The sequence below is a fragment of the Kerstersia gyiorum genome, assembly GCF_004216755.1.
Lineage (GTDB): Bacteria > Pseudomonadota > Gammaproteobacteria > Burkholderiales > Burkholderiaceae_B > Kerstersia > Kerstersia gyiorum.
Genome location: NZ_SGWZ01000001.1, coordinates 757,923 through 780,351 on the forward strand (window position 1 = coordinate 757,923; position 22,429 = coordinate 780,351).

Genomic DNA, 22,429 nt, shown 5'->3' on the forward strand with positions numbered 1-22,429 from the left:
TGGTTCGTGTTCCCGTTCATACCGAATGCCCTCGTACCGTCGTAACCCTGCTTGCGGCGTGGCCGATACACCCCGTTCCGGGATGTCGGTGTTAGAATTCTTTCTCATCTTCATGGCGCCGATTTGCTTGATCTGCTTGCGGGCGCCCGATAAATCCCGCTAAAGAGGTCCATGTGACTCCTTCATCCGTATCTTCAAACGCCACCGGCATTGGGTCGTGCGTGGCTCAGGACCCATTGCAGGCTGCCATTCCGGCGGGTTCCGTCGGCGTGGTCCGGGCACAGAAAATCGCTTTCGATGAACCGCTGCAACTGGTCAGCGGCCAGGTGCTGCCCAGCTACGAGCTGGCCATCGAAACCTATGGCGAGCTCAATGCCGACCGTTCCAATGCTGTCCTGATCTGCCATGCGCTGAACGCCTCGCACCATGTGGCCGGCATCAATGCCGACAACCCCAAGGACGTGGGGTGGTGGGACAACATGGTAGGCCCCGGCAAGCCGGTGGATACCAACCGTTTCTTTGTCATTGGCATCAACAACCTGGGTTCCTGCTTCGGTTCCACCGGGCCTGCCAGCATCAATCCGGCGACTGGCAAGCCCTGGGGCGCGGCCTTCCCGGTGGTGACTGTCGAGGACTGGGTGCACGCGCAGGCTCGCGTGGCCGATTATCTGGGTATAGAACGCTTTGCTGCCGTGATGGGGGGCTCGCTGGGTGGCATGCAGGCGCTCAGCTGGGCCGTTACCTGCCCGGAACGGGTGGCCCATTGCGTGGTGATCGCCAGCACGCCGCGCCTGTCGGCGCAGAATATCGGCTTCAATGAAGTAGCGCGGCGCGCCATCATCACCGACCCTGATTTCCATGGCGGTGATTACTATGCCCATGGCACGGTGCCAGCGCGGGGCCTGTCGGTTGCGCGCATGGTGGGGCACATTACCTATCTGTCGGACGACGACATGGCCGAAAAATTCGGTCGGGTCCAGCGCGAGCCGGCGGCCAATGGCGATTACCACTACGGCTATGACGTGGAATTCGAGGTGGAATCCTACCTGCGCTACCAGGGCGAAAAATTCTCGCGTACCTTCGACGCGAATACCTATCTGCTGATTACCCGAGCGCTGGATTATTTCGATCCGGCGCGGCGTACCGGGGGCGACCTGGCGCGTGCGCTGGCGCCTGCCACGGCGGATTTTTTGCTGGTGTCGTTCACGACTGACTGGCGTTTCCCGCCCGAGCGTTCACGCGAGATCGTCGGCGCCTTGCTGCAGAACGACCGCTCCGTGACCTACGGTGAAATCAATGCGCCGCATGGCCATGATGCGTTCTTGCTGACGGATTCGCGCTATCACGCGCTGGTATCGGCCTATTTCGACAGGGTGGCGCGGGCATGCCGCCTGGGTGAACGCCAGGCGCCGGCGCAGGCAGGAGAACAGGCATGAGTGAAATTGTCGGCGTCAATGGCATGATCGTGCGTGGCGGCACGGCGCTGCGTCCCGATCTGGCGCGTATCGCCAGCTGGATCGAATCAGGCAGCCGCGTGCTGGACCTGGGTTGCGGGGATGGCACGCTACTGGCGGAATTGCGTGATCGCCGCCAGGTGCGCGGCCGTGGTGTGGAACTGAGCGACCAGTGCGTGATTGCTTGCGCCCGCCGTGGCGTGGACGTGATCCAGCAGAACCTGGAGGACGGCCTGGCATTGTTCGGCGACCAGGCTTTCGATACCGTGGTGCTGTCCAAGACCTTGCAGGCCATGCACAATACCGAGCATATCCTCAAGGAAATGGCGCGGGTGGCGCGCTATGGCGTGGTGTCCTTCCCCAATTTTGGCTATTGGCCCCATGGCTGGTCCATTCTGCGCGGCCGTATGCCGGTGACGGGTGAAATGCCCTACCAGTGGTACAACACGCCGAATATCCATCTTTGCACCCTGAGCGATTTCGAGGATCTGGCGCAACAGTGCGGATTGCGCATCCTGGAACGCGCCACCTTCGACCACAACCGCGAAGTACGCTGGTTGCCGAGCTGGCGCAGCACGCTGGCGGTCTATCGTTTCAGTTCGGCCGGCGCCTGAGGCGTGCGGCGGCCGGCACCAGGAGATTCCCATTCGTTTTGCCCGCCTGTTCACCAGCCGCCGAGTCGCTCCTCTTTTCCTGCTGGGCATGGCCAGCGGCCTGCCGCTGGAGCTGACCAGCAATACCCTGCAAGTCTGGCTGACGGTCGCGGGTGTATCGCTGCAGGAAATCGGCCTACTGACGCTGGCCGGTGCTGCCTACACCCTGAAGTTTCTGTGGTCACCGCTGGTGGACCGCTATGCGCCGCCCGGCCTGGGCCGCCGCCGTGGCTGGATTTTCCTGACGCAATGGTTGCTGGCGTTGGCGCTGGTCGGCATGGGCCTGCTGTCGCCCAGGGAGTCGCTGGGCACGCTGGCCCTGCTGGCCGTGATGGTGGCTTTTTTTTCCGCGACGCAGGATATCGCCTTTGATGCCTACCGGGCCGACCTGCTGCAACCCTATGAGCGTGGCGCCGGTGTGGCCCTGTCCGTTCTGGGGTACCGCCTGGCCAAGGTGGTCTCTGGCGGCCTGGCGGTGGTTGCCGCCGAAAAATGGCTGGGCTGGAACAACGTTTACATCCTGATGGGTGTTTGCATGGCGGCGCTGTCTGCCGTCACGCTGTTCGCGGTGGAACCGCAGCGCGATGTGCAGGCACCGGTATCGCTGCGCGCGGCCGTGATGGAGCCATTCCGCGAGTTTTTCGGACGCAACGGCGCCTGGGAAATGGTGTTGTTCATCATCATCTACAAGCTGGGTGATGCCTTTGCCTCGGCGCTGTCCAATACTTTCCTGATTCGCCATGGCCAGTTCAATGCCGAGACGGTCGGGTGGGTCAACAACGTCCTGGGCATTGCTGCGACGGTGGTCGGGGCGGTGCTGGGCGGTGCCTTGCTGGCGCGGCTGCGGTTGTTCCGTGCGCTGCTGCTGTTCGGCGCCCTGCAAGGCGCATCCAACCTGGGCTATGCATTGATTGCCTGGTATCCGGGCGAGCTTGCGCTGATGGTGCCGGTCGTGGCGTTCGAGAATGTCTGCAGCGGGTTGGGTACGGCGGCATTCGTGGCTTTGCTGCTGGCCGTATGCGACGCTCGCTATTCCGCCACGCAGTTTGCGCTGCTATCGGCACTGGCCGCGATCGGACGTACTTATATTGCCGGACCCTTGACGCCGCCGCTGGTAGGCTGGTTGGGCTGGCCGGGGTTTTTCCTGCTGTCCGTGGCGGTGGCGGTTCCAGGCCTGTGGCTGCTCTGGCGGCGCAAGACCGAAATAGAGCACCTGGATACGCGGCAGGACCCGGAGTCGGGTGATCCGTCCTGAGATGAAAAAATCGCCGCCAGGCCTTGTAGCCCGGCGGCGATGTTACGCATGGCGCGTTATCCGGATGGGATCAGATTTCGTCGTCAGCGTCGTGGGGCTGGCGTACCACCAGTACGTCGCAAGAGAGATTTTCCAGCAGGCTGGCGGCGATGCTGCCGATGGCCGTGCGCAGGATGCCAGTCAGGCCGTGGGTGCCGACGGCAACCAGATCCACATGGTTCTTGTAGGCGTATTCGGACAGCAGCGAGACGGAGTCGCCGATTTCAATCAGGATTTCCGGACGCTGGCCGTCCTGCAGGCCGGCCGTGTCGTCCAGGAATTCCTCGCCGGTCTGCTTGGCAGCCTGGCGGAAACCATTGATGAGCGTCTGGGTGTGCAGTACGCCGGTCGCGGTGGGCAGTTCAAGGGCGTGATAGAGCTTGAAAGGCGTGCCTGGTAACAGGTTCACCACGGCATCGACGGCGTGGCGCGATCCTTCGGAGAAGTCGGTGGCAACCAGCACGTTGCGGTAGGGGTGACGCGGACGTTCCTTGACCACCAGCACCGGAACGGGAATGTGGCGCACCAGCTTTTCCACCGTGGTGCCCAGCAGCAGGCGGCCCAGGGTTTCATCCCGGGCGACACCGGCCACGACCAGTTCGGCCTGGGTTTCTTCTGCCACTTGCAGGATGACATCCAGCGCCTTGCCCTGTTCCACGCGGACTTCGATGTCCACTCCGCTTTCTGCCAGGTCATCAAGCAGGCGGCGCTCGGCCAGGCTGCGGTGATCCGGCGCCAGCTTGCGCCAGGTGGGCGTGATCAGTTGCGCCGTCAGGGACGGTTCGATGACATGCAGGGCGACCAGGCGTGCCTGGCGGGACCGGGCCAGCTGGACGGCGCGGTCCAGGGCTCGGTCACAGCGGGCGCTGAGGTCGGTGGTCAGAAGGATGGTGCGCTGCGGTGCAGCGTCGGAATGGGGCATGGAATTGTCTCCGGCAAGGGGGCCAAGCTGAACACGGGCTCTTGACGATATCATGCCGCGTCGGCGCAATCCGTGTTTTGACGTGTATCAAGCGCCAGGAACGCAGGGCGCAGTTCCGGCCCTGCCGGGCGTGAAAAATGGCCGGTAGCAGGCGTGGCTTTAGTTGCCAGATAAGTGAAACAGCCCCGCACCGGTAGTTCCGGTGCGGGGCTGTCTTGGTGCTATCCAGGGTGGGAACATGATGGCGGCGCGATGGCTCTGCCCCTGTCCCTATTTCATGATGCCTGATCGGCGCGCCCGGCGATATGCCAGGCTTGGTGTGGCAAGGCCGGCAGGGCCTTGCCGGGCCAGGATCAATACAGGCCTTGCTGCAACATGGCGTCGGCGACTTTGACGAAGCCGGCGATGTTGGCGCCATCCAGGTAGTTGACCTTGCCGGTCGTGTCGCTGGTGCCGTAGCGCACGCAGTTGGCGTGGATGTCGCTCATGATGGCTTGCAGGCGGGCATCGACTTCGTCGCGGGTCCAGGCCAGGCGCATGGCGTTCTGGCTCATTTCCAGGCCGGACACAGCCACGCCGCCGGCATTGCTGGCCTTGCCGGGTGCGTACAGCACGCCAGCTTCGATGAAGGCATGGGCGGCTTCCAGCGTCGAAGGCATGTTGGCGCCTTCGGCAACGCAGATCACGCCGTTCTTGATGAGCGTGCGGGCGTCTTCGATTTCCAGCTCGTTCTGCGTGGCGCAGGGCAGAGCCACGTCGACGACCACGCCCCAGGGGCGCTGGCCGGAGTGGAAGGGCAGGCCGAAGCGTTCGGCATACACCTTCAGCGGCTGGCGTTCGACGTTCTTGATGTGCATCAGCGCCTGCAGTTTTTCCGGCGTGAAGCCTTCGGCATCGAACACGAAGCCCTGGGAATCGGAAACCGTCAGTACCCGGGCGCCGAGCTGCATGGCTTTTTCCACAGCGTACTGGGCCACGTTGCCCGAACCGGAGACCGCGACGCGCAGGCCGTCGAATGACTTGCCCTGGGCTTGCAGCATGTGCTGGGCGAAGTAGACCGTGCCGTAGCCGGTGGCTTCCGGGCGGATCAGGCTGCCGCCGAAGCTCAGGCCCTTGCCGGTGAAGACCGCGCCGGTCTGGTTGGAAAGCTTTTTCATCATGCCGGCCATGAAGCCGACCTCGCGAGCGCCCACGCCCATATCGCCTGCCGGTACGTCGGTATCGGGGCCGATGTGGCGGAACAGTTCGATGACCAGGGCCTGGCAGAAGCGCATGATTTCAGCGTCCGAGCGGCCCTTGGGGTCGAAATCGGAACCGCCCTTGGCGCCACCCATCGGCAGCGTGGTCAGTGCATTCTTGAAGGTTTGCTCGAAGGCCAGGAACTTCAGGATGGAGAGGTTCACCGACGGGTGGAAGCGCATGCCGCCCTTGAAGGGGCCGACAGCGGAGCTGTGCTGGATGCGGAAACCGCGGTTCACATGGACTTCACCCTTATCGTCGGTCCAGGAGATGCGGAACTGGATGGCGCGCTCGGGTTCGACCAGGCGTTCCAGCAGGCCTTGTTCGGCGTAACGAGGGTTGGCTTGCAGGAAGGGCCAGAGACTGGAGGTTACTTCTTGCACGGCTTGCAGGAATTCCGGCTGGTGCGGATCACGACGGGCGACTTGTGCCAGAAAATCGTCCAGGCTCTTCAAGGTCTTCAAAATGCGAGCTCCCTCTTGGGTAGGCGCAACAATTTGGTGCGCAAAATGGTGCAAAACGGTGCGAGAGACGCATTCTATTACCAAAAAAGGCTTTTGCGTGAATGACTTACGATAAAAATAAATGGGGACGGATTGAAATCAAAATGCCTGTTTTGCTAAAAACAGGGACAGTCTTTTGATAAAGACTGGCGCTGCTTGTTGCTGTTCGTTTGGAAATACGGAAAACCCTGTCATGACAATGCGTTGCGGGATTTCCCGGGGGGCGTTTGCCGTGTCTGAGCGCTGGCTGGCAAGAGCACGCAGGTGCTGGCGGAGCGGGAACGGACGGGAATGGGAGGGTTTGGGGCGGGCCAGCAGCCCGGAGACGCGCCGGCGCATGCAAGCGCCGGCGGAAAAGATGGCATCAGACCAGCGAAAAGTCGTAGTCGATGGTCAAGGGAGCGTGATCGGAGAAGCGTTCGTCCTTGTAAATGGACGCGGAACGGGCTTTTGCAGCGATGCCAGGGGTTGCGACATGGTAGTCGATACGCCATCCGACATTTTTGGCCCAAGCCTGTCCCCTATTGCTCCACCAGGTGTAGCATTCATCGGTTGTCTCTGGATGCAGACGCCGGTAGACATCGACAAATCCTTTTTCATCAATGACTTGTGTCATCCACTCGCGCTCTTCCGGCAGGAAGCCGGAGTTCTTGCGGTTGCCTTTCCAGTTCTTCAGGTCGATCTCATGGTGGGCGATATTCCAGTCGCCGCAGATGATGAACTCGCGGCCGTCTGCACGGTTTTCGTGCATGAGGGCATCTAGCCATGCACCGAAATGATCCAGGAACCGGTATTTGGCCTGCTGGCGTTCGTCGCCGCTGGAACCGGAGGGCAGATAGGCGCTGATGACGCTGAATCCGGGCCAGTCGGCGCGGATGATGCGGCCTTCACGGTCGAATTCCGGCGATTCCATGCCGGCCACCACCAGTTCCGCAGGACGCGACAAATACAGGCCGACACCGCTATAGCCTTTTTTCTCGGCGGCGTGGAAATGTCCGGAGTAGCCCGAGGGATGGCGCAGTTCATCCGTCAGGTCGGCATCCTGGGCCTTGATTTCCTGCAGGCAGACGATATCGGCGCTTTGCCGGGCGAGCCAGTCGGGCAGGCCTTTGCGGAAGGCGGAGCGTATGCCGTTCAGGTTGAGCGAGGTAATGCGTAGCAAGCCGTTATCCTTTTGTGCGGGTTGAGGGGAGAGGGCATCATTGGCCCCGGGTGGGGCAGGCAAGGGTGAAGAACTTCGGCCTAAAGGCCGAAGCTTCTCCGCCACGATATAGGGGCGCCTGCGGCGCCGTATGGATATTGCCTCGCTCGACCCCGGCCTGAAGTCCGGGGCTTGCGCTTAGGCACGTGGTCAATTTAACCGATGTCGTCACGCCAGCATGGGGTTTCCCGGTGCGCCGTCATGGCATGGAAAGCGCATCCGGTCGTTGGCAAGGCCGCTGGTTGGCCGGCAAATAGGGGATAATTGCGGTTTTCATCGCCTATCGCCGGTTTTTCTATCATGAGCACGACTTTTCGCACTGATTTCGTCCGTTTCGCCCTGGAAGAGGGTGTCTTGCGCTTTGGCAGCTTTGTCACGAAGTCGGGGCGGGTCAGCCCGTATTTCTTCAATGCGGGCCTGTTCAACACCGGCCGCAGTGTGGGCCGCCTGGCGGATTTCTATGCGCAGGCGCTGGAAGCGTCGGGCCTGGGCTATGACATGCTGTTTGGCCCGGCCTACAAGGGTATTCCGCTGGCGACCGCAACTTCCGTGGCGCTGGCCAGCCGTTCGGCTGCGCGTGGCGGCGACCTGGAAGTGCCCTTCGCCTACAACCGCAAGGAAGCCAAGGACCATGGCGAAGGCGGCGTGCTGGTAGGTGCGCCCCTGGCCGGCAAGGTGGTCATCATCGACGACGTCATTACGGCGGGCACTTCGGTGCGCGAATCCGTGGCCATGATCCGTGATGCCGGTGCAGAACCGTGCGCCGTGCTGATCGCGATGGATCGTATGGAGCGCGCCGGCAGTGATGATTCCCTGGCGCCGCATTCGGCGGTAGAGGAAGTACAGCAGCGCTATGGCCTGCCCGTCATCAGCATTGCGTCGCTGGAAGATATCCTGTCGGTGCTGGCCGAGCGTGGCGAGATGGAAGCTTATCGTGCCGATGTGCTGGCCTACCGTGCCCGCTATGGCGTGACGGTCTGACGCCTGCCCGGGGTGAGGGCACGGGCGGATATCCATTCCCGCGGCCGCCATACCGGCGGGCCGGATTTTTTGCCGCCGCCCATGGTTCACCCATCAGGCGAGCCGGGTAGATTGCAGTGCAGTGGCACAGAGGCCATGGCTATCGCGGTGTTCGCGCCGCAGCCATGGCTTTTTGCATTGCGTCTCCGGCAGATAAGTGTGGCGTAGATGCGATAGGCGAGAGTTGCAAGCGTTCTTCAACATATAATTGAGACTGATTTACATTCGTTAACACGAATATCAGGAGCTTTACGTGCCCACGCCCGATCTGTCCATGCAGGCCTTGTACCGTGAACACCACCAGTGGCTGGTGGCGTTGTTGCGGCGCAAGCTGGGGGGCAACGTGGAAAACGCGGCGGATCTCGCCCAGGATACGTTCGAGCGGCTGTTGCGCGCACCGTCGCCGTCACTGATGCAAATCAAGGAACCGCGAGCCTACCTGACGACCGTGGCGTCGCGTCTGGCGGCTCAGTACTTCCGGCGCCAGGCGCTGGAGCTGGCCTACATGGAAGCCCTGGCTGCCCAGCCGGAGCCCAGCATGCCTTCGGTGGAAGAGCAGGCGCTGGTGCTGGAAGCCCTGGTCCAGGTCAGCCGGGTTCTGGAGGGCTTGCCCGAGCGCTCCCGCGCGGTATTCCTGCTGTCGCAGCTGGATGGCTTGAGCTACCCGCAGATAGCGGAGTCCATGGGTATCAGCATCAATATCGTGCAGAAGGCGATGTCCCAGGCGCTGCGCCATTGCTATCTGGCTGTCTATGGCTGAGCGCGCGCTGTTCGACCCCAGCGATGACCGCCGCGAAGTGCCGGAAGCCGTGCTCGATCAGGCTATCCACTGGGTGACCATTCTGCAATCCGGCACGGCTGGCGAACCGGAGCGCGAGGCCTGTAGGCGCTGGCGTGCAATGAGCGCGGACCACGAATTGGCATGGCGGCGCCTGGAAGGCTTGCGTGGAGACGTACAGCGCAGCGCCGCCGGCACGCCGGCACCCATGGCGCGCCAGGTGCTGGCCGGCGGCGCGCGTGCCAATGGCCGGCGCAAGGCAGTGAAATGGATGCTGGGCTCGGCCGGTACCGGCGTGTTGGCCTGGAGCGCACTCTGGCGCATGGATGCTGGCGTGACGACCTTGATGGCGGATTACCGTACCGGCACAGGCGAGCGCGAACACATTACCTTGCCGGACGGCAGCCGCCTGGTACTCAATACCGACAGCGCTGTCGATATCGACTTCGATGGCAGTCAGCGCATGCTGTCTTTGTTGCGCGGTGAATTGCTGCTGGAGACTGCCGCGGACAACCTGGGGCGGCCGATGCTGGTGCGCACCGGGCAGATGGATATCCAGCCGTTGGGCACGCGCTTTGCCGTGCGCCGGTTCAACAGCGGCGATGTCAGGGTGGCTGTCCGTGAAGGCGCCGTGGCGTTGCGCCATGCCACACTGGCCCAGGCCCAAGTGGTGCACGCAGGGGAGCAGGGCAGGGGGCGCCCGGCGGGCTGGGATGCGATCCGGCCGTTTGAGGATATCTGCGACTCCTGGGAAGCGGGCATGTTGGTGGTCGAGCGCATGCCGCTGGGCGAATTCGTGGATGAACTCGGACGCTATCGTCCCGGCCGGTTGCGGTGTGATCCGGCAGTGGCCGGTTTGCAGATTTCCGGGGCATTCCCCCTGGCTGATACCGATGCGGTGCTGGCCAGCGTGGCCGCCATCCTGCCGGTGTCGGTACGCAGCATGACGCCTTATTGGGTCACGCTGGTGCCGCCGTGAACGACGTCAGAGTCATTCTCGTTTGTAACTCGGTGTAAATAAGCGGCAGGTTTTCTTCTTTCGCGCATCAAGCCCATCAGAAGCAGCTCCTGTGAGCTGCCACAGGGCTGATACAGAAAGGGAAGACGCAGGCATGGCGCAGAAAATTTTGCCACCGGTGATGGCGCGGGCGGTGCTGTGGGCAGCATTGGTGCCGATGCTGGGCCTGGCCAGCGGGTTTGCGCTGGCCGATCAATCGGCGGGCGCTGCGGTGGCTGTGCGGCACTATGACATCGCGCCAGGGTCGCTAGACCAGGTGCTGGGCCGTTTCGGACGTGACAGTGGCGTGCTGGTGGCGATAGATCCGGCATTGACGCAGGGCTTGAACAGCCAGGGCCTGAATGGCGAGTATGGCGAACGTGCTGCGCTGGAGCGGCTCCTGACTGGCAGCGGCCTGGAGGCCGTGGCGGCACCCCAGGGCGGCTACCGTCTGCAACGCGTGCCCATGGGCAGGAATGATGGCGTTTCAGCGCTGGCCCCCGTGCTGGTGACGGCTGAACTGGACCGCGCCGCTGCCGTCTATGAAACCCCTGGGTCCGTGGCGGTGGTCACGCGCGAACAGATGGATCGCATCCCGGCGCGCAGCATTGGCGATGTGCTGGCCGATGTACCCGGTGTTTACTCAGTAGGCTCCCGCCAGGGCGGCGGGCTGTCGGTCAACATCCGCGGCATGCAGGACTTCGGCCGTGTCAATGTCATGATAGATGGCGCCCGCCAGAATTATCAGCAGAGCGGCCATGGCAGCAATGGCTCTGCCTATATAGACCCGGAATTGCTCGCCGGCGTGGACGTGTCCAAAGGCCCCAGTTCCACCACTGGCGGCGCTGCCGTCATTGGCGGGGTCGTGAATTTCCGCACGCTGGAAGCCAATGATCTCATGGCAGCGGACGAGAGTTACGGTGGCCAGGTCACGGCGACCACCGGCAACAATGCTTTTCATTTTTCCGGCAGCGCGGCTGTCGCGGCGCGGCTGGGCGAGGATGTTGATCTGATTGCGGCAGTCAGCCGCCGCAAGCTTGGCAGCTTCGAGCCGGGCAAGCACGGCGGGCTGGCCGACGATGCCTATGCGCAGCTGATCTGGCCGGGCTATATCCTGTCGCAGGAATACTGGTCGGGCCTGGCCAAGCTGGGTTGGCAGGTGGCGCCCGGCCATCACCTGAAACTCAGCTACCTGGGTTTTGAATCGCGTCGCGACCTGAGCCGGGAAAGCAGTGCGAACAGCCGCGTGCGCCGCGATACGCTGATCGGCAATTACCGCTGGACACCGGACAATCCGCATGTCGACCTGGCCGCCGCGCTGTACTACACCCGTACCCGGAACTCGGAACAGCGCGATGGCAGTGAACAGCTGGGCTATGGCGCCTACAACGTCCGCTATCAAACCAGCACGGTGGGCGGTTCGCTGGAAAATACCGCACGCTACGACCTGGGCGATTACGCGCTGTCCTGGCGGTTGGGCAGCGAATTCTTCCATGACTGGACCGATCCCGAGGCCCAGAGCAGCGATACCTCCCTGAGCGGGCAGCAGAACTACAACTCGGTCTGGTTTACCGGCAGTACGCCGGAAGGCAAGCGCACGGTGGCCAGCCTGTTCAGCGAAGCCACGCTGTCCTACCGCGAATGGCTGGAATTGACGGCCGGCCTGCGCTATGACTGGTATGGCCTGGAAGGCAATGGCAAGATCATGATCGGTGACATTGCCAACCCGCCGGGCGTGCGGCCGGGAACCACCTACGTGTGGACGGCCTTTGGCGTGAACCGTCATGCCAGCGCGGTGTCACCCCGGTTTTCCGCTGCGTTCAAGCCCTGGGAGCCCGTGCAATTGTTCGCGAGCTTTGGCAAGGGCATGCGTCCGCCGGCGATCACCGAAACCCTCATCGGTGGCGCACACCCCGGCAACATGATGCTTTATTACCCCAATCCCGGCCTGCTCGAAGAGCGGGCGACCAACTGGGAACTGGGCAGCAACCTGATCCTGGATGGCCTGCTCACGCCGCACGATAGCTTCAAACTGAAGGCGGCCTGGTTCGAGAACAAGGTGCGCAACTACATGGCCATGGCCGTGGTGAAGTCGCCGGATGGCAAATCCGGCGAGGGCACGTTCGCGCCGCGCGCCTATGTCAACCTGGACGACCCGTTCCGTTCGCGTGGGCTGGAACTGCAAGCGGATTACGACGCCGGTGTCGTGTTCGCCGGGGTGTCCTATACCCACATGCTTGTCTATCCCGGTGATGGCGGCTATGACCCGTTCCCGCTGGGCAGCATGGTGGGTGAAGGCAGCACCTCGCTGGGCAAGCCTGGCGACGGCAATATCGGCTACATGCTGCCGCCCAGGAAGATGGCGTCGCTGACCATTGGCACCCGCTTGTTCGAGCGCCGCCTGACGCTGGGCAGCCGGATGCGCTGGCGTTCGCCGCAACGCTACCAGATTTCCGAGCAGTTCCAGGAAATCAGCGTGGCCAATGCTGCCAACGCGCAGATCGTCGATCTGTGGGCCAGCTATGAATTCAGCAAGGCGCTGACGCTGCGCATGGCGGTGGACAACCTGACCGACCGCAACTATTCCGAGATGAGCGGTGGTTCTTATTTCCTGGCACCGGGCCGCACGATCAGCGGCACCGTGTCCGTGCGTTTCTGAGCTTGCATTGCCGCGTTCCCTGGGGCGGGCAGGCCGTGATTTCTACCGGCACCAGCCAACCCATGCAGGTTCGCAGCGCTGCCGTGTTTGCCGCTGTGCCCGGCTATGCCGCCAGCGCATCCCAATCCTTTTCCGAGAGACTGATCTGATGCCGCGACTTTCCCTAATGAGTGCAGTTCTCGTGCCGGCACTGGCCATGGCCGGCGTGGCGTATGGCAGTACCAGCCCCGCTGTCAGCGTGACGCACCTGACGTCCTTCCACTCCTCGGGCGAGGACACGACCACCGGCGACAACCCCAAGGGCTGGCCTGCCGTGGCCTATCCTTCCGCGCCTCCGGTCCTGAGCCTGGACCCGGTGCGCAAGCGCAGCTATCTGTTTGGCGGCTTCAAGGGCATGGGGCCGCTGCGCGGCCTCGAAGGGGAAATACGGAACACGATCTTCACTGCAGCCGGCCTGTACTGGCTGCAACCGTCGCCTGGCCTGTATGAGCGCCTGGAACTGGAGGCCGACCGGTTGTATGGCCTGATTCCCGGCACGCCCGTGCGTGCGCCCGACGGCAAGAGCCTGTATGGCGTCATGACCAGCGTGAAGGGCGAGGAATATGCAAACAAACCGGATCTGCTGGATGCCGACGGCAACGTGACCACGTACTACATCCTGAACTACAGCAAGGGCGTGGGCCAGGGCATCGTTTTCCAGGCGGATCCTGATGGCACGCATTTGCGAGCGGTCGAGTCCACGGTGGGGCAATTGCATACCCCCAACGGCGCACTGGTCATGGACGCAGCCGGCAATCTCTATGGCGTGGATAAAGGGCCCAAGGGCCATGGACGGATATTTTCCGTGCGCGCGGACGGCAGCTTCGGCGTGATCCATGAGTTCGGCCCCGGCCCGGATGGCAGGCGCCAGGTTGCCAATGAACTCACGCTGGGCAGTGACGGGTTGCTGTACGGCGTGACGGGCTACGACCGAGGCATGCCGTTCGATGCCGGCACGCTGGTGGCGCCCGATACGCAGGTCGGTTCGTTGTACCGCATAGACCCGGCCCGGCCGGCATCCTTCACGGTGCTGCACACCTTTACGCTGGCGGAAGGTGAAATCAATGTCGAAGACAACGTCACCAGTCACGGCAACCGCGATTATCCTTCACGGGAACCGACGCAATCCTTGTACGGCAAGCAGGTGTTCACCAGTTACGACGAAACGAGCGTCGGCCTGTCGGCCTTGATCGAAGGGCCGGATGGTTGGTTGTATGGCACGACTTCCGTGTCGCAATGCCAGTTGTATTCGCCGGCCCTGATTCCCGCAGGCACCTTCACCGTCGTCAATGCCGCGTCGCCCCTGTGCGGCCGCGCGCATAATGCGGCGCGCCAGTATGGCGCGCTGAGCTATCCCTACTATGACGGCCCCTTGCCTCATGGCGCGATCTATCGCATGCGCAAGGACGGCACCGGCTTCGAACTATTGCACCGCTTCAGCGGTACCGACGGCAGCACGCCGCGCGGCAGCCTGGCGATTGGCCAGGATGGTGCCATTTACGGCACCACGGCCAGCGGCGGAGCCAACCGGCACTGGGGCTTCTCCTATGCCGCCGATGGCCGCCTGCGACTGGATCGCAAGCCGACCTGCGAAGATTTTTGGATGGATACCTTTCGTCGGCGTTGCCTGGAAGCGGGCGCGGAAAACTATGTCTCGCTACAGCAAAGCGGCCAGGATGTCAGCAATGGCGTGCTGTACCGCATCGTGCCGGCACGCATCGGTACCGAGGCCGGGCCATTCGAGTTGCTGCACTCCTTCAAGCATGACATCGAAGGCTATCACCCGCTGGGCGTGAAGGCAGCCTCGGACGGCCGCCTGTACGGCGTGACCGGCCTGGGCGGGCAGGGCTACCAGTCGCGCAATGGCATCAATTTCCTGGCGGACGACAAAGGGGCGGTGTTCACGGTGGACCTGAACGGCAATACGCCTTCGGGCGCAGTCACGCTGGTGGCAGCCCCTGGGCAGGTAGCAGTGGGCCAGAAGGCCGAGCTGACCTGGACCAGCTTCCAGGCCAAGGACTGCCAGGCCTCCTCGTCGGATGGCAGCTGGAGCGGGCCGGTAGAGCCGCAGGGCAGCATTGACCTGGAGAAGCCGGCGGGCACGTACCGCTACCGCCTGAGCTGCACCGACAGCGTCAAGCTGACGGAAGTCTCAGCCACTGCCGTGCTTTACGTGGATACCGCTGCCAATGTGGACGACGGCAACAGCGTGGAATACGGCAATGGCGGCGCTGGCGGGATGCCGCTGGGCCTGCTGGCGCTATTACCGGTGGCCTGGGCCTGGCGCCGCCAGCGCCACACGTACTGAATTCAAACTTTCTATGTGATCCATCTCGAGGAGAGGACATGAGCTATAGCATTTCAGCGCGTCAGACCGCGCGCTTGGCCGGCGGTGCTGCCGGGCTTTTGATCGCGCTGGGCGTTTCGGCCCAGGAGCAGGCTGTCCAGCCGCATGCCATCGTCGTCTTCAGCGGCGTGGGGGTGGCGGGCGAGGCCGATCCGGGCGACAAGCCCGGCCGCTGGATGCGGATGCCGCCGACGCTGGGCCCGGATGGCAAGCTGCACGGCATGACGGCGGGCTCGAGTTATTTCAAGGACAGCCGCTGGTTCAGCGTGGCGGCCGACGGGCAGGGCTATACTGTCCGTCAGCCGGATGATGTGATCGCGATGGTGGCAGGACCGCTGGTCAGCACGGGCCAGGGGAGTGCGGGCAAATTGTTTGGCAGTACTGGTACGGCTGCATTCGAAATGGTGCCCGGCCAGGCTGCCGTCAAGCTTGAGCCTGCCACGCCGGCTGGCGAGGCATTGAAGATTTCCTCGTTATCTTCGGCCATGGCTGCCGGGGCCGATGGCTCGGTGTTCTTTGGCGGCCGTACGAGCAACACCAATCCGCAGGTGTGGCGCCGTCTTGCCGCTGGCGGCTTTGAACTGGTAGCGGACTTCGGCCGCCCGGAATATGTCGTCAGCAAGGAAATCATTCCTGGCATTTCGATGGTGGACAAGTACCTGAAGGGCGACAGCACGATTGCCCTGGTCTGGAGCGAGGCCGACCAGGCCCTGTACGGCGTGACGGAGGATGTGTCTTCCACCGGCAAGAACGGCGATGCGCAGACGGTACCGGGTGACAAGCCGGCGGGGACGATCTATCGCATCAAGGCCTCCGGATTCAAGGCAGACGGCAGCAGCCCGATAGAGATCCTGCATACTTTCGCCGCCAGTCGCGACGGCGCCGCCAAGAGCTTGACCTATCGCGCGCCTGCGCTGCTGGAAGTCGGCGAGTGGCTATACGGCACGACGACGGCCGGCACCAAGGTTGGCAATGCCAACGACAAGCAGGATGGCCGCATTTGGCGCATGCGCAAGGATTGCGTCAGCACGGCAGAGAGCAGCTGCCTGGAAATCGTGTACCGCTTCGATACGGCAGGCGTGCTGACGGCCGCCAATGGTGGCGCGCTGCCCTTGGGGCCGTTGGTCTATGCGGCTGACGGCAATGTTTACGGCACCACTTTCCAGGGCGGCAAGGATGCCACCAGCGAGCAGAATGGCCAGGGTACCCTGTTCCGCATCGTAAACCCCACCGCAGCGAAACTGGAAGATGTCGAGTTCGCCCAGTTGCATGCCTTCGACGCCAGTTCGACAGGCAGCCGGCCCAGCGGCCTGGCATTGGCGACCAAGGCAGATGGCAAGCAGACCATCGTCGGCGTGACGGAGTTCGGCGGCAACGCGTCGGATACCTATAACGCGGTGGACAATATCGGTACCGGTTTTGGCACGGTGTTTGCTTTCGAGGTCGCACTGCCTGCTGCCGCCATTACGCGCTTCCAGGCCGATGGCAGCCAGGCCGCCAAGGTGGCAGAGGGCAGCAAGGTGACGCTGGCCTGGGCTTCTTCCGGCGCCTCGGTTTGCGAGGCCGGTGGTGATTGGAGTGGTGCCCAGCAGACCGAAGGCAGTGCGCAAGTCGGGCCGCTGGCCTATCGTGCCGAGCCTTACCGTTACACGCTGGTGTGCCAGAGCGCCGATGGCGCGGCATCGCAGGAACAGGCCGTGACTGTCAGTGTCGAGCAAAAGGCTGTCACACCGGAACCTGGCGAGGAAAGTGGCGCGGGCAATGAAGGCAAGGGGGGCGGTGGCGGTTCGCTGCCATGGCAGGCCCTGGCCCTGTTGCCGCTGGCCCTGCTGCGCCAACGCCTGCGTGCTGCACGCAAGGGGACGGTGTTGCTGTAAAAGGCTGCAATCCCGTACCCGGTGACGCCGCGGCGTCACCGGGCCGCTTGTCCCACAGCAAAAAAACTCCCCGCTGGTTCAGCGGGGAGTTTTTTCATGGCGATTCAGGCCTGATCGTGTCGCGGATCGTCCAGCAGGTCTTCGCGGAACAGTTCGTACTGGCTGTCCAGGTCGCTGCGCAGGCCGCAATCCACCGTGACGGGGGTTTCCAGCGTGCAGCAGCAGGGCAGAACCTCACTGGGGCCGACGAAGGCCAGGGGCAGCGACTCATAGGTCACGTTCCCCTGAATCAGCGTCATGCGGCACATGCCGCAATAACCGCTGCGGCACTGGTATTCAACCTCGTGACCTGTCCGTTCCAGGCCTTCCAGCAGGGTTTCTCCCTCTAGCAGATGAAAGTGCTTGTCGCGCGTAGACACCGAGGTGACGCGCGTTTTGGTACTGCTCATAGTTCAAAGTCGTTCAGGTCGTCGGCAGACACTTCGGCGTCGATCTGGCCCACCAGGTAGGAGCTCAGTTCGACTTCCTGCGGCGCCACCTGCACCGTATCGGATGCCAGCCAGGTGTTGATCCAGGGAATGGGGTTGTTCTTGGCATTCGGGAAGGCCGGCTTCAGGCCCACCGCGCTCATGCGGATATTGGTGATGTATTCCACATATTGCGCCAGGATGTCCTTGTTCAGGCCGATCATGGAACCGTCCTTGAACAGGTAATCGGCCCAGCGTTTCTCCTGTTCCGCGGCATCGCGGAACATGTCGAAGCATTGCTGCTCGACTTCACGGGCGATGGTGGCGAATTCCGGGTCGTCGTGGCCGGAGCGCATGATGTTCAGGATATGCTGCGTGCCGGTCAGGTGCAGCGCCTCGTCGCGGGCGATCAGGCGGATGATCTTGGCATTGCCTTCCATCAGCTTGCGTTCGGCGAAAGCAAAGGAACAGGCGAAACTGACGTAGAAGCGGATGGCTTCCAGGATATTGACGTTCATCAGGCACAGATAAAGCGTCTTCTTCAGCTCGCGCAGATCCACGCGCTGGGTTTCGCCATTGATGACATGTTCGCCGGCGCCCAGCTGCGAATACAGCATGGTCTGGTGGATCAGGTTGTCGTAGTAGGACGAGATATCGTTGGCCCGCAGCTTGATGTTCTCGTTGCGCACGATGTCGTCGAAGATGATCGAAGGATCATTGACGATGTTGCGGATGATGTGCGTGTACGAGCGCGAGTGGATGGTCTCGGAAAAGGCCCAGGTCTCGATCCAGGTTTCCAGCTCGGGCAGGGATACCAGCGGCAGCAGCGCGACGTTGGGGCTGCGGCCCTGGATCGAATCCAGCAGCGTCTGGTATTTCAGGTTGCTGATGAAAATGTGCTTTTCGTGCTCTGGCAGGTTCTGGTAGTCGATGCGGTCCTGCGAGATATCGACTTCTTCGGGGCGCCAGAAGAAGGACAGCTGCTTTTCGATCAATTTTTCGAAAATCGGGTACTTCTGCTGGTCATAGCGTGCGACGTTGACGGGCTGGCCGAAGAACATCGGTTCTTTCAGCTGGTCGTTATCGGTGCGGGAAAAAATACTGTAAGCCATGATGGTCAGTGTTGCTTCGGCAATACGGCGGCAGTGGCCGCGGCGCGCTGCCTGAGGGCAGCGCGAGCTGTGGGCGCGCGTCAGGCTGGCGGACGGCGCGCGACGGGCGGGCAATGGTGACAGCACCGCCCGGATGATGGCCGTCCCGGGCCGGACGGCCATCGGCTGCCGCCGCTTTGCAGGCCGGCAGCCCGGAATTTCTTGTCAGGCGGCTGGTACCAGTGTCCAGCCGCCCGGGGCCTGAAACCGGTGGTGTGCCGCCCGGCAGCATAGGTCATGCTGCCGGGCGCCGCACCCCGCTCGGCGTCAGATCTTGCAGGCGCCACCCGCGCAGGAATCGTCCTCGGCTTCTGCCTGGGCATCTGCCGCGCCGTCGCGGGTGTTGTGGTAGTACAGCGTCTTGAGACCGTACTTGTAGGCTTGCAACAGGTCCTTGAGCAGCTGCTTCATCGGCACGCGGCCGCCTTCGAAGCGTTGCGGGTCGTAGTTCGTGTTGGCCGAAATCGACTGGTCCACGAACTTCTGCATGACGCCCACGAGCTTCAGGTAGCCCTCATTGCTGGGCATCTGCCACAGCAGTTCGTACTGGTTGCGCAGGCGCGGGAAGTCCGGCACCACCTGGCGCAGGATGCCATCCTTGGATTGTTTCACCGACACCAGGCCGCGCGGCGGCTCGATGCCGTTGGTGGCATTGGCGATCTGGCTGGAAGTCTCGGAGGGCATCAGTGCGGTCAGCGTCGAATTGCGCAGGCCATACTGCTGGATGTCGCGGCGCAGCGATTCCCAGTCCAGGTGCAGCGGCTCGGTGCAGAAGGCATCCAGGTCGCGCTTGTAGGTGTCGATCGGCAGGATGCCCTTGGCATAGGTCGTTTCGTCGAACGCCTTGCAGGGGCCGTACTCGCGCGACAGTTGCATCGACGCCTTCAGCAGATAGTACTGAATGGCTTCGAAGGTGCGGTGCGTCAGGCCGATGGCGGCGGCGTCGGAATAACGCGTGCCGTTCTTGGCCAGGTAATAGGCGTAGTTGATGACGCCGACGCCCAGCGAACGGCGTTTTTCCGTGGCGTTCAGGGCTGCCTTGACCGGGTAGTCCTGGTAATCCAGCAGCGCATCCAGCGCGCGTACGGCGAGGTCGGCCAGGCCTTCCAGTTCGTCCAGCGATTCCAGGGCGCCCAGGTTGAAGGCCGACAGCGTGCACAGCGCGATTTCGCCGTCCGGGTCGTTGATGTCGTCGAGCTCACGGGTAGGCAGCGCGATTTCCATGCACAGATTGGATTGGCGCACCGGTGCCACAGCCGGATCGAAGGGGCTGTGGGTGTTGCAGTGATCGACGTTCTGGATGTAGATACGGCCGGTACCGGCGCGTTCCTGCATGACCAGCGAGAACAGTTCGGTGGCAGGCAGGCTGCGCTTGCGGATGGACGGGTCGGCTTCGTATTTCAGGTACAGGCGCTCGAATTCATCCTGGTCGGCGAAGAAGGCGTCGTACATGCCCGGCACGTCATGCGGCGAGAACAGCGTGATGTTCTGGCCCTTGATCAGGCGCTGGTACAGCAGGCGGTTGATCTGCACGCCGTAGTCCAGGTGGCGGATACGGTTTTCCTCGACGCCACGGTTGTTCTTCAATACCAGCAGCGACTCCACTTCCAGGTGCCACAGCGGGTAGAACAGGGTGGCGGCGCCACCGCGCACTCCACCCTGCGAGCAGGATTTCACCGCTGCCTGGAACATCTTGTAGAACGGGATGCAGCCGGTATGCTGGGCTTCGCCGCCACGGATCTCGCTGCCGAGCGCGCGGATGCGGCCACCGTTGATGCCGATGCCGGCGCGTTGCGACACATAGCGCACGATGGCGCTGGTCGTGGCGTTGATGCTGTCCAGGCTGTCGCCGCATTCGATCAGCACGCAGGAACTGAACTGGCGGGTCGGCGTGCGCACGCCGGACATGATGGGCGTGGGCAGGGAAATCTTGAAGCGCGACACGGCGTCGTAGAAGCGCTTGACGTAATCCAGGCGGGTCTCCTTGGGATACTTGGAGAACAGGCACATGGCCACCAGGATATACAGGAACTGTGGGCTCTCGTAGAGCTGCTTGGTCACGCGGTTCTGCACCAGGTACTTGCCTTCCAGCTGCTTCACGGCGGCATAGGCAAAATCCATGTCGCGCCAGTGGTCGATGTACTGGTTGAGTTCATCGAACTCGGCTTCGTCGTAATCCTTCAGCAGGTGCTCGTCGTACTTGCCCAGCGCCGTCAGCTTGCGCACGTGTTCGAGCAGGTGCGGCGGCTCGAACTGGCCGAAAGCGATCTTGCGCAGGTGGAAAATCGCCAGACGGGCGGCGAGGTACTGGTAATCGGGCGTGTCTTCCGAAATCAGGTCGGCAGCCGACTTGATGATGGTTTCATGGATATCGTCGGTGCGGATCCCGTCGTAGAACTGGATGTGGGATTTCAGCTCCACTTGCGAAACCGAGACATTGTCCAGGCCTTCGGCGGCCCAGGTAATGACACGATGAATCTTGTCGAGGTTGATTGACTCCTGGCGCCCGTCGCGCTTGGTCACTTTCATCGTCTCGTATTTCGTCATCAGGAAAACCTTTCGTCGGTAGAACAGCCCCGGCCTGCGAAGCAGCGGCAGGCGGAGCGCAATAGTTCGTCAAAATATCTGTGTTGCAGCTAACAGTGTTGCCGTGGCACCGGTGCGGTGCCTTATGTACCTGTCCACAAAAAAAAGCCCCCCTCGTTGCGCTGGCCTGCCGTTCCGGCAGCAGGCTGCCTGGTCATGGGGAAACGGCGGTACGACATCAACGGAGAGAGTCCCTTTGTTATAGACAGGCCGCATCCAACTCGCCTGAACGCCGGGTGGGGAACATGGCTCTGTCATCAGTTCACGGGAAGCGTACTCTGCCGGAAAACACAGCGCTGCGGCGTAGGTGGTGAACAGAGTCGAAGCGAGTTTATCGCGTGGCTCGGTAACTTTAAAGACTGGTGTTTCCGTGCCAAAAGATGTAGGCGAACACGGGCATGACTCGTCGAAAACCGCGTAAGCCCCATGGGTGCTGGGATTGCGCCTGGTCAGACCATTTCCTTGGCTGGGAAAATGCTCAAAGAAGGAGCAAAAAAATAATCAAAAAATAAATGGGGGCTGTGATGAAAATGACGACATCTAGGGTTTTTTCTATAGAAAAGCCCATATGTAGTATTTCTTAACAGGGGCTGACGGCATTTCAATATATGAAAAATTGGGCGAAATCCGTCGGCGAACTCCTTGAGGAATGGCCTCAGCCTCGCTCTCGTTCCGACCGGCAAGCGCTGTGTTTTCGGGTCGTCAAAAGGCTGGCCAGGCCAATCGAAATGCCGGGTTTTTTTTCCGTCTTTTCAGTGCCTTGAATACCGGTCGTGCTTGCATCATTACCAGACTCGGATGGCGATGGAAAACGGCCATGAATCCAGGCCAAGTTGCCAGCCGTATCGGTTGCCTCTATTCCGCCAGTACAAGGCCTTGCCGAAGCCGGGCGCGACTCGATCGTTCAGTGCGGTGGGGGATGAATCAGCGGCCAGAGGTGACAAGCCTGGGCCGGGGCGTGGAGCATGTCGCCATCCCGCAGGCAAACGGGGAGAAGAGGTTGCGCATGTCTGAGCGAGTGCATGTCAGCAGTCCGGGGGACTGCTGACCTCGCGAGTTGCGCGACCGCCCCGTTTGCCTGCGGGATGGCGGGAAGTTCTGGCGCAGCCAGAACCATGCGATCGGCCTGGCCCAGGCTTGTCACCTCTGGTTGCGGCTTGGCAAGGGCAGGCGCATGATTGCCCATGCGCCTGCCCCTTCGCTCTTGCCGCCAGGTGACCACCGCTGGTCGCCTGGCGGTCG

General features: G+C 62.4%; 15 protein-coding genes and 1 riboswitch. Of the genes, 9 read left to right on the top strand and 6 right to left on the bottom strand.

Going from position 1 to position 22,429, the window contains the following annotated elements:
* Nucleotides 1-105 precede the first annotated feature (105 nt).
* A riboswitch (SAM riboswitch) is annotated at nucleotides 106-184 on the top strand.
* A 25-nt stretch (nucleotides 185-209) separates the two neighbouring features.
* Genes metX through EV679_RS03440 form a run of 3 tightly spaced genes read left to right on the top strand, consistent with a single transcriptional unit; the run spans nucleotide 210 to nucleotide 3,362 of the window.
* Nucleotides 210-1,436, top strand: coding sequence for a homoserine O-succinyltransferase MetX (gene metX, locus EV679_RS03430; protein WP_068367795.1), 1,227 nt, complete (start codon nucleotides 210-212; stop codon nucleotides 1,434-1,436).
* The gene (metW, locus tag EV679_RS03435) at nucleotides 1,433-2,068 is read left to right on the top strand and encodes a methionine biosynthesis protein MetW (protein WP_240733266.1); all 636 of its coding nucleotides are present in this window, start codon (nucleotides 1,433-1,435) and stop codon (nucleotides 2,066-2,068) included. The genes metX and metW overlap by 4 nt, the downstream gene beginning before the upstream one ends.
* Nucleotides 2,069-2,093: 25 nt before the next feature.
* Complete coding sequence (locus EV679_RS03440; RefSeq protein ID WP_068367284.1) at nucleotides 2,094-3,362, top strand: AmpG family muropeptide MFS transporter; 1,269 nt, start codon at nucleotides 2,094-2,096, stop codon at nucleotides 3,360-3,362.
* A gap of 70 nt (nucleotides 3,363-3,432) precedes the next feature.
* On the opposite strand, the gene EV679_RS03445 is transcribed toward EV679_RS03440, so the two are convergent.
* The 3 genes from EV679_RS03445 to EV679_RS03455 all read right to left on the bottom strand — a co-directional run bounded on the left by EV679_RS03445 (nucleotide 3,433) and on the right by EV679_RS03455 (nucleotide 7,227).
* Complete coding sequence (locus tag EV679_RS03445; RefSeq protein WP_068367282.1) at nucleotides 3,433-4,323, bottom strand: universal stress protein; 891 nt, start codon at nucleotides 4,321-4,323, stop codon at nucleotides 3,433-3,435.
* 353 nt (nucleotides 4,324-4,676) lie between these two features.
* Nucleotides 4,677-6,026: an NADP-specific glutamate dehydrogenase gene (gdhA, locus tag EV679_RS03450; RefSeq protein WP_193755138.1), complete on the bottom strand. Its 1,350-nt coding sequence runs from the start codon at nucleotides 6,024-6,026 to the stop codon at nucleotides 4,677-4,679.
* Nucleotides 6,027-6,429: 403 nt separating this feature from the next.
* Nucleotides 6,430-7,227 carry an exodeoxyribonuclease III gene (locus EV679_RS03455; protein WP_127775205.1) on the bottom strand — a complete coding sequence of 266 codons (798 nt, stop codon included), beginning with the start codon at nucleotides 7,225-7,227 and terminating at the stop codon, nucleotides 6,430-6,432.
* A gap of 339 nt (nucleotides 7,228-7,566) precedes the next feature.
* On the opposite strand from EV679_RS03455, the gene pyrE reads away from it, so the two are divergent.
* The 6 genes from pyrE (at nucleotide 7,567) to EV679_RS03485 (ending at nucleotide 16,983) form a co-directional block, all read left to right on the top strand.
* Nucleotides 7,567-8,247 (top strand): orotate phosphoribosyltransferase, encoded by a 681-nt coding sequence (pyrE, locus tag EV679_RS03460; RefSeq protein WP_068367278.1) that lies wholly within the window; start codon nucleotides 7,567-7,569, stop codon nucleotides 8,245-8,247.
* Nucleotides 8,248-8,539: 292 nt separating this feature from the next.
* On the top strand, nucleotides 8,540-9,046 hold the full coding sequence (locus EV679_RS03465; RefSeq protein ID WP_341272959.1) for a sigma-70 family RNA polymerase sigma factor: 507 nt from the start codon (nucleotides 8,540-8,542) through the stop codon (nucleotides 9,044-9,046).
* Entirely contained in the window at nucleotides 9,039-10,043 is a 1,005-nt protein-coding gene (locus tag EV679_RS03470) for a FecR domain-containing protein (protein ID WP_130486507.1), read from the top strand. The genes EV679_RS03465 and EV679_RS03470 overlap by 8 nt, the downstream gene beginning before the upstream one ends.
* 133 nt (nucleotides 10,044-10,176) lie before the next feature.
* The gene (locus tag EV679_RS03475) at nucleotides 10,177-12,720 is read left to right on the top strand and encodes a TonB-dependent receptor (protein WP_130486508.1); all 2,544 of its coding nucleotides are present in this window, start codon (nucleotides 10,177-10,179) and stop codon (nucleotides 12,718-12,720) included.
* 166 nt (nucleotides 12,721-12,886) lie between these two features.
* Nucleotides 12,887-15,067, top strand: coding sequence for a choice-of-anchor tandem repeat GloVer-containing protein (locus tag EV679_RS03480; protein ID WP_130486509.1), 2,181 nt, complete (start codon nucleotides 12,887-12,889; stop codon nucleotides 15,065-15,067).
* A gap of 38 nt (nucleotides 15,068-15,105) precedes the next feature.
* The gene (locus tag EV679_RS03485; protein WP_130486510.1) at nucleotides 15,106-16,983 is read left to right on the top strand and encodes a hypothetical protein; all 1,878 of its coding nucleotides are present in this window, start codon (nucleotides 15,106-15,108) and stop codon (nucleotides 16,981-16,983) included.
* Nucleotides 16,984-17,087: 104 nt separating this feature from the next.
* Here EV679_RS03485 and yfaE read toward each other — a convergent pair whose 3' ends face one another.
* The 3 genes from yfaE to nrdA all read right to left on the bottom strand — a co-directional run bounded on the left by yfaE (nucleotide 17,088) and on the right by nrdA (nucleotide 21,148).
* Entirely contained in the window at nucleotides 17,088-17,432 is a 345-nt protein-coding gene (gene yfaE / locus EV679_RS03490; RefSeq protein ID WP_068367271.1) for a class I ribonucleotide reductase maintenance protein YfaE, read from the bottom strand.
* On the bottom strand, nucleotides 17,429-18,562 hold the full coding sequence (nrdB, locus tag EV679_RS03495; RefSeq protein WP_068367785.1) for a class Ia ribonucleoside-diphosphate reductase subunit beta: 1,134 nt from the start codon (nucleotides 18,560-18,562) through the stop codon (nucleotides 17,429-17,431). The genes yfaE and nrdB overlap by 4 nt, the downstream gene beginning before the upstream one ends.
* A gap of 306 nt (nucleotides 18,563-18,868) precedes the next feature.
* Nucleotides 18,869-21,148, bottom strand: coding sequence for a class 1a ribonucleoside-diphosphate reductase subunit alpha (nrdA, locus tag EV679_RS03500; protein WP_068367269.1), 2,280 nt, complete (start codon nucleotides 21,146-21,148; stop codon nucleotides 18,869-18,871).
* Between the last annotated feature and the right edge of the window lie 1,281 nt (nucleotides 21,149-22,429).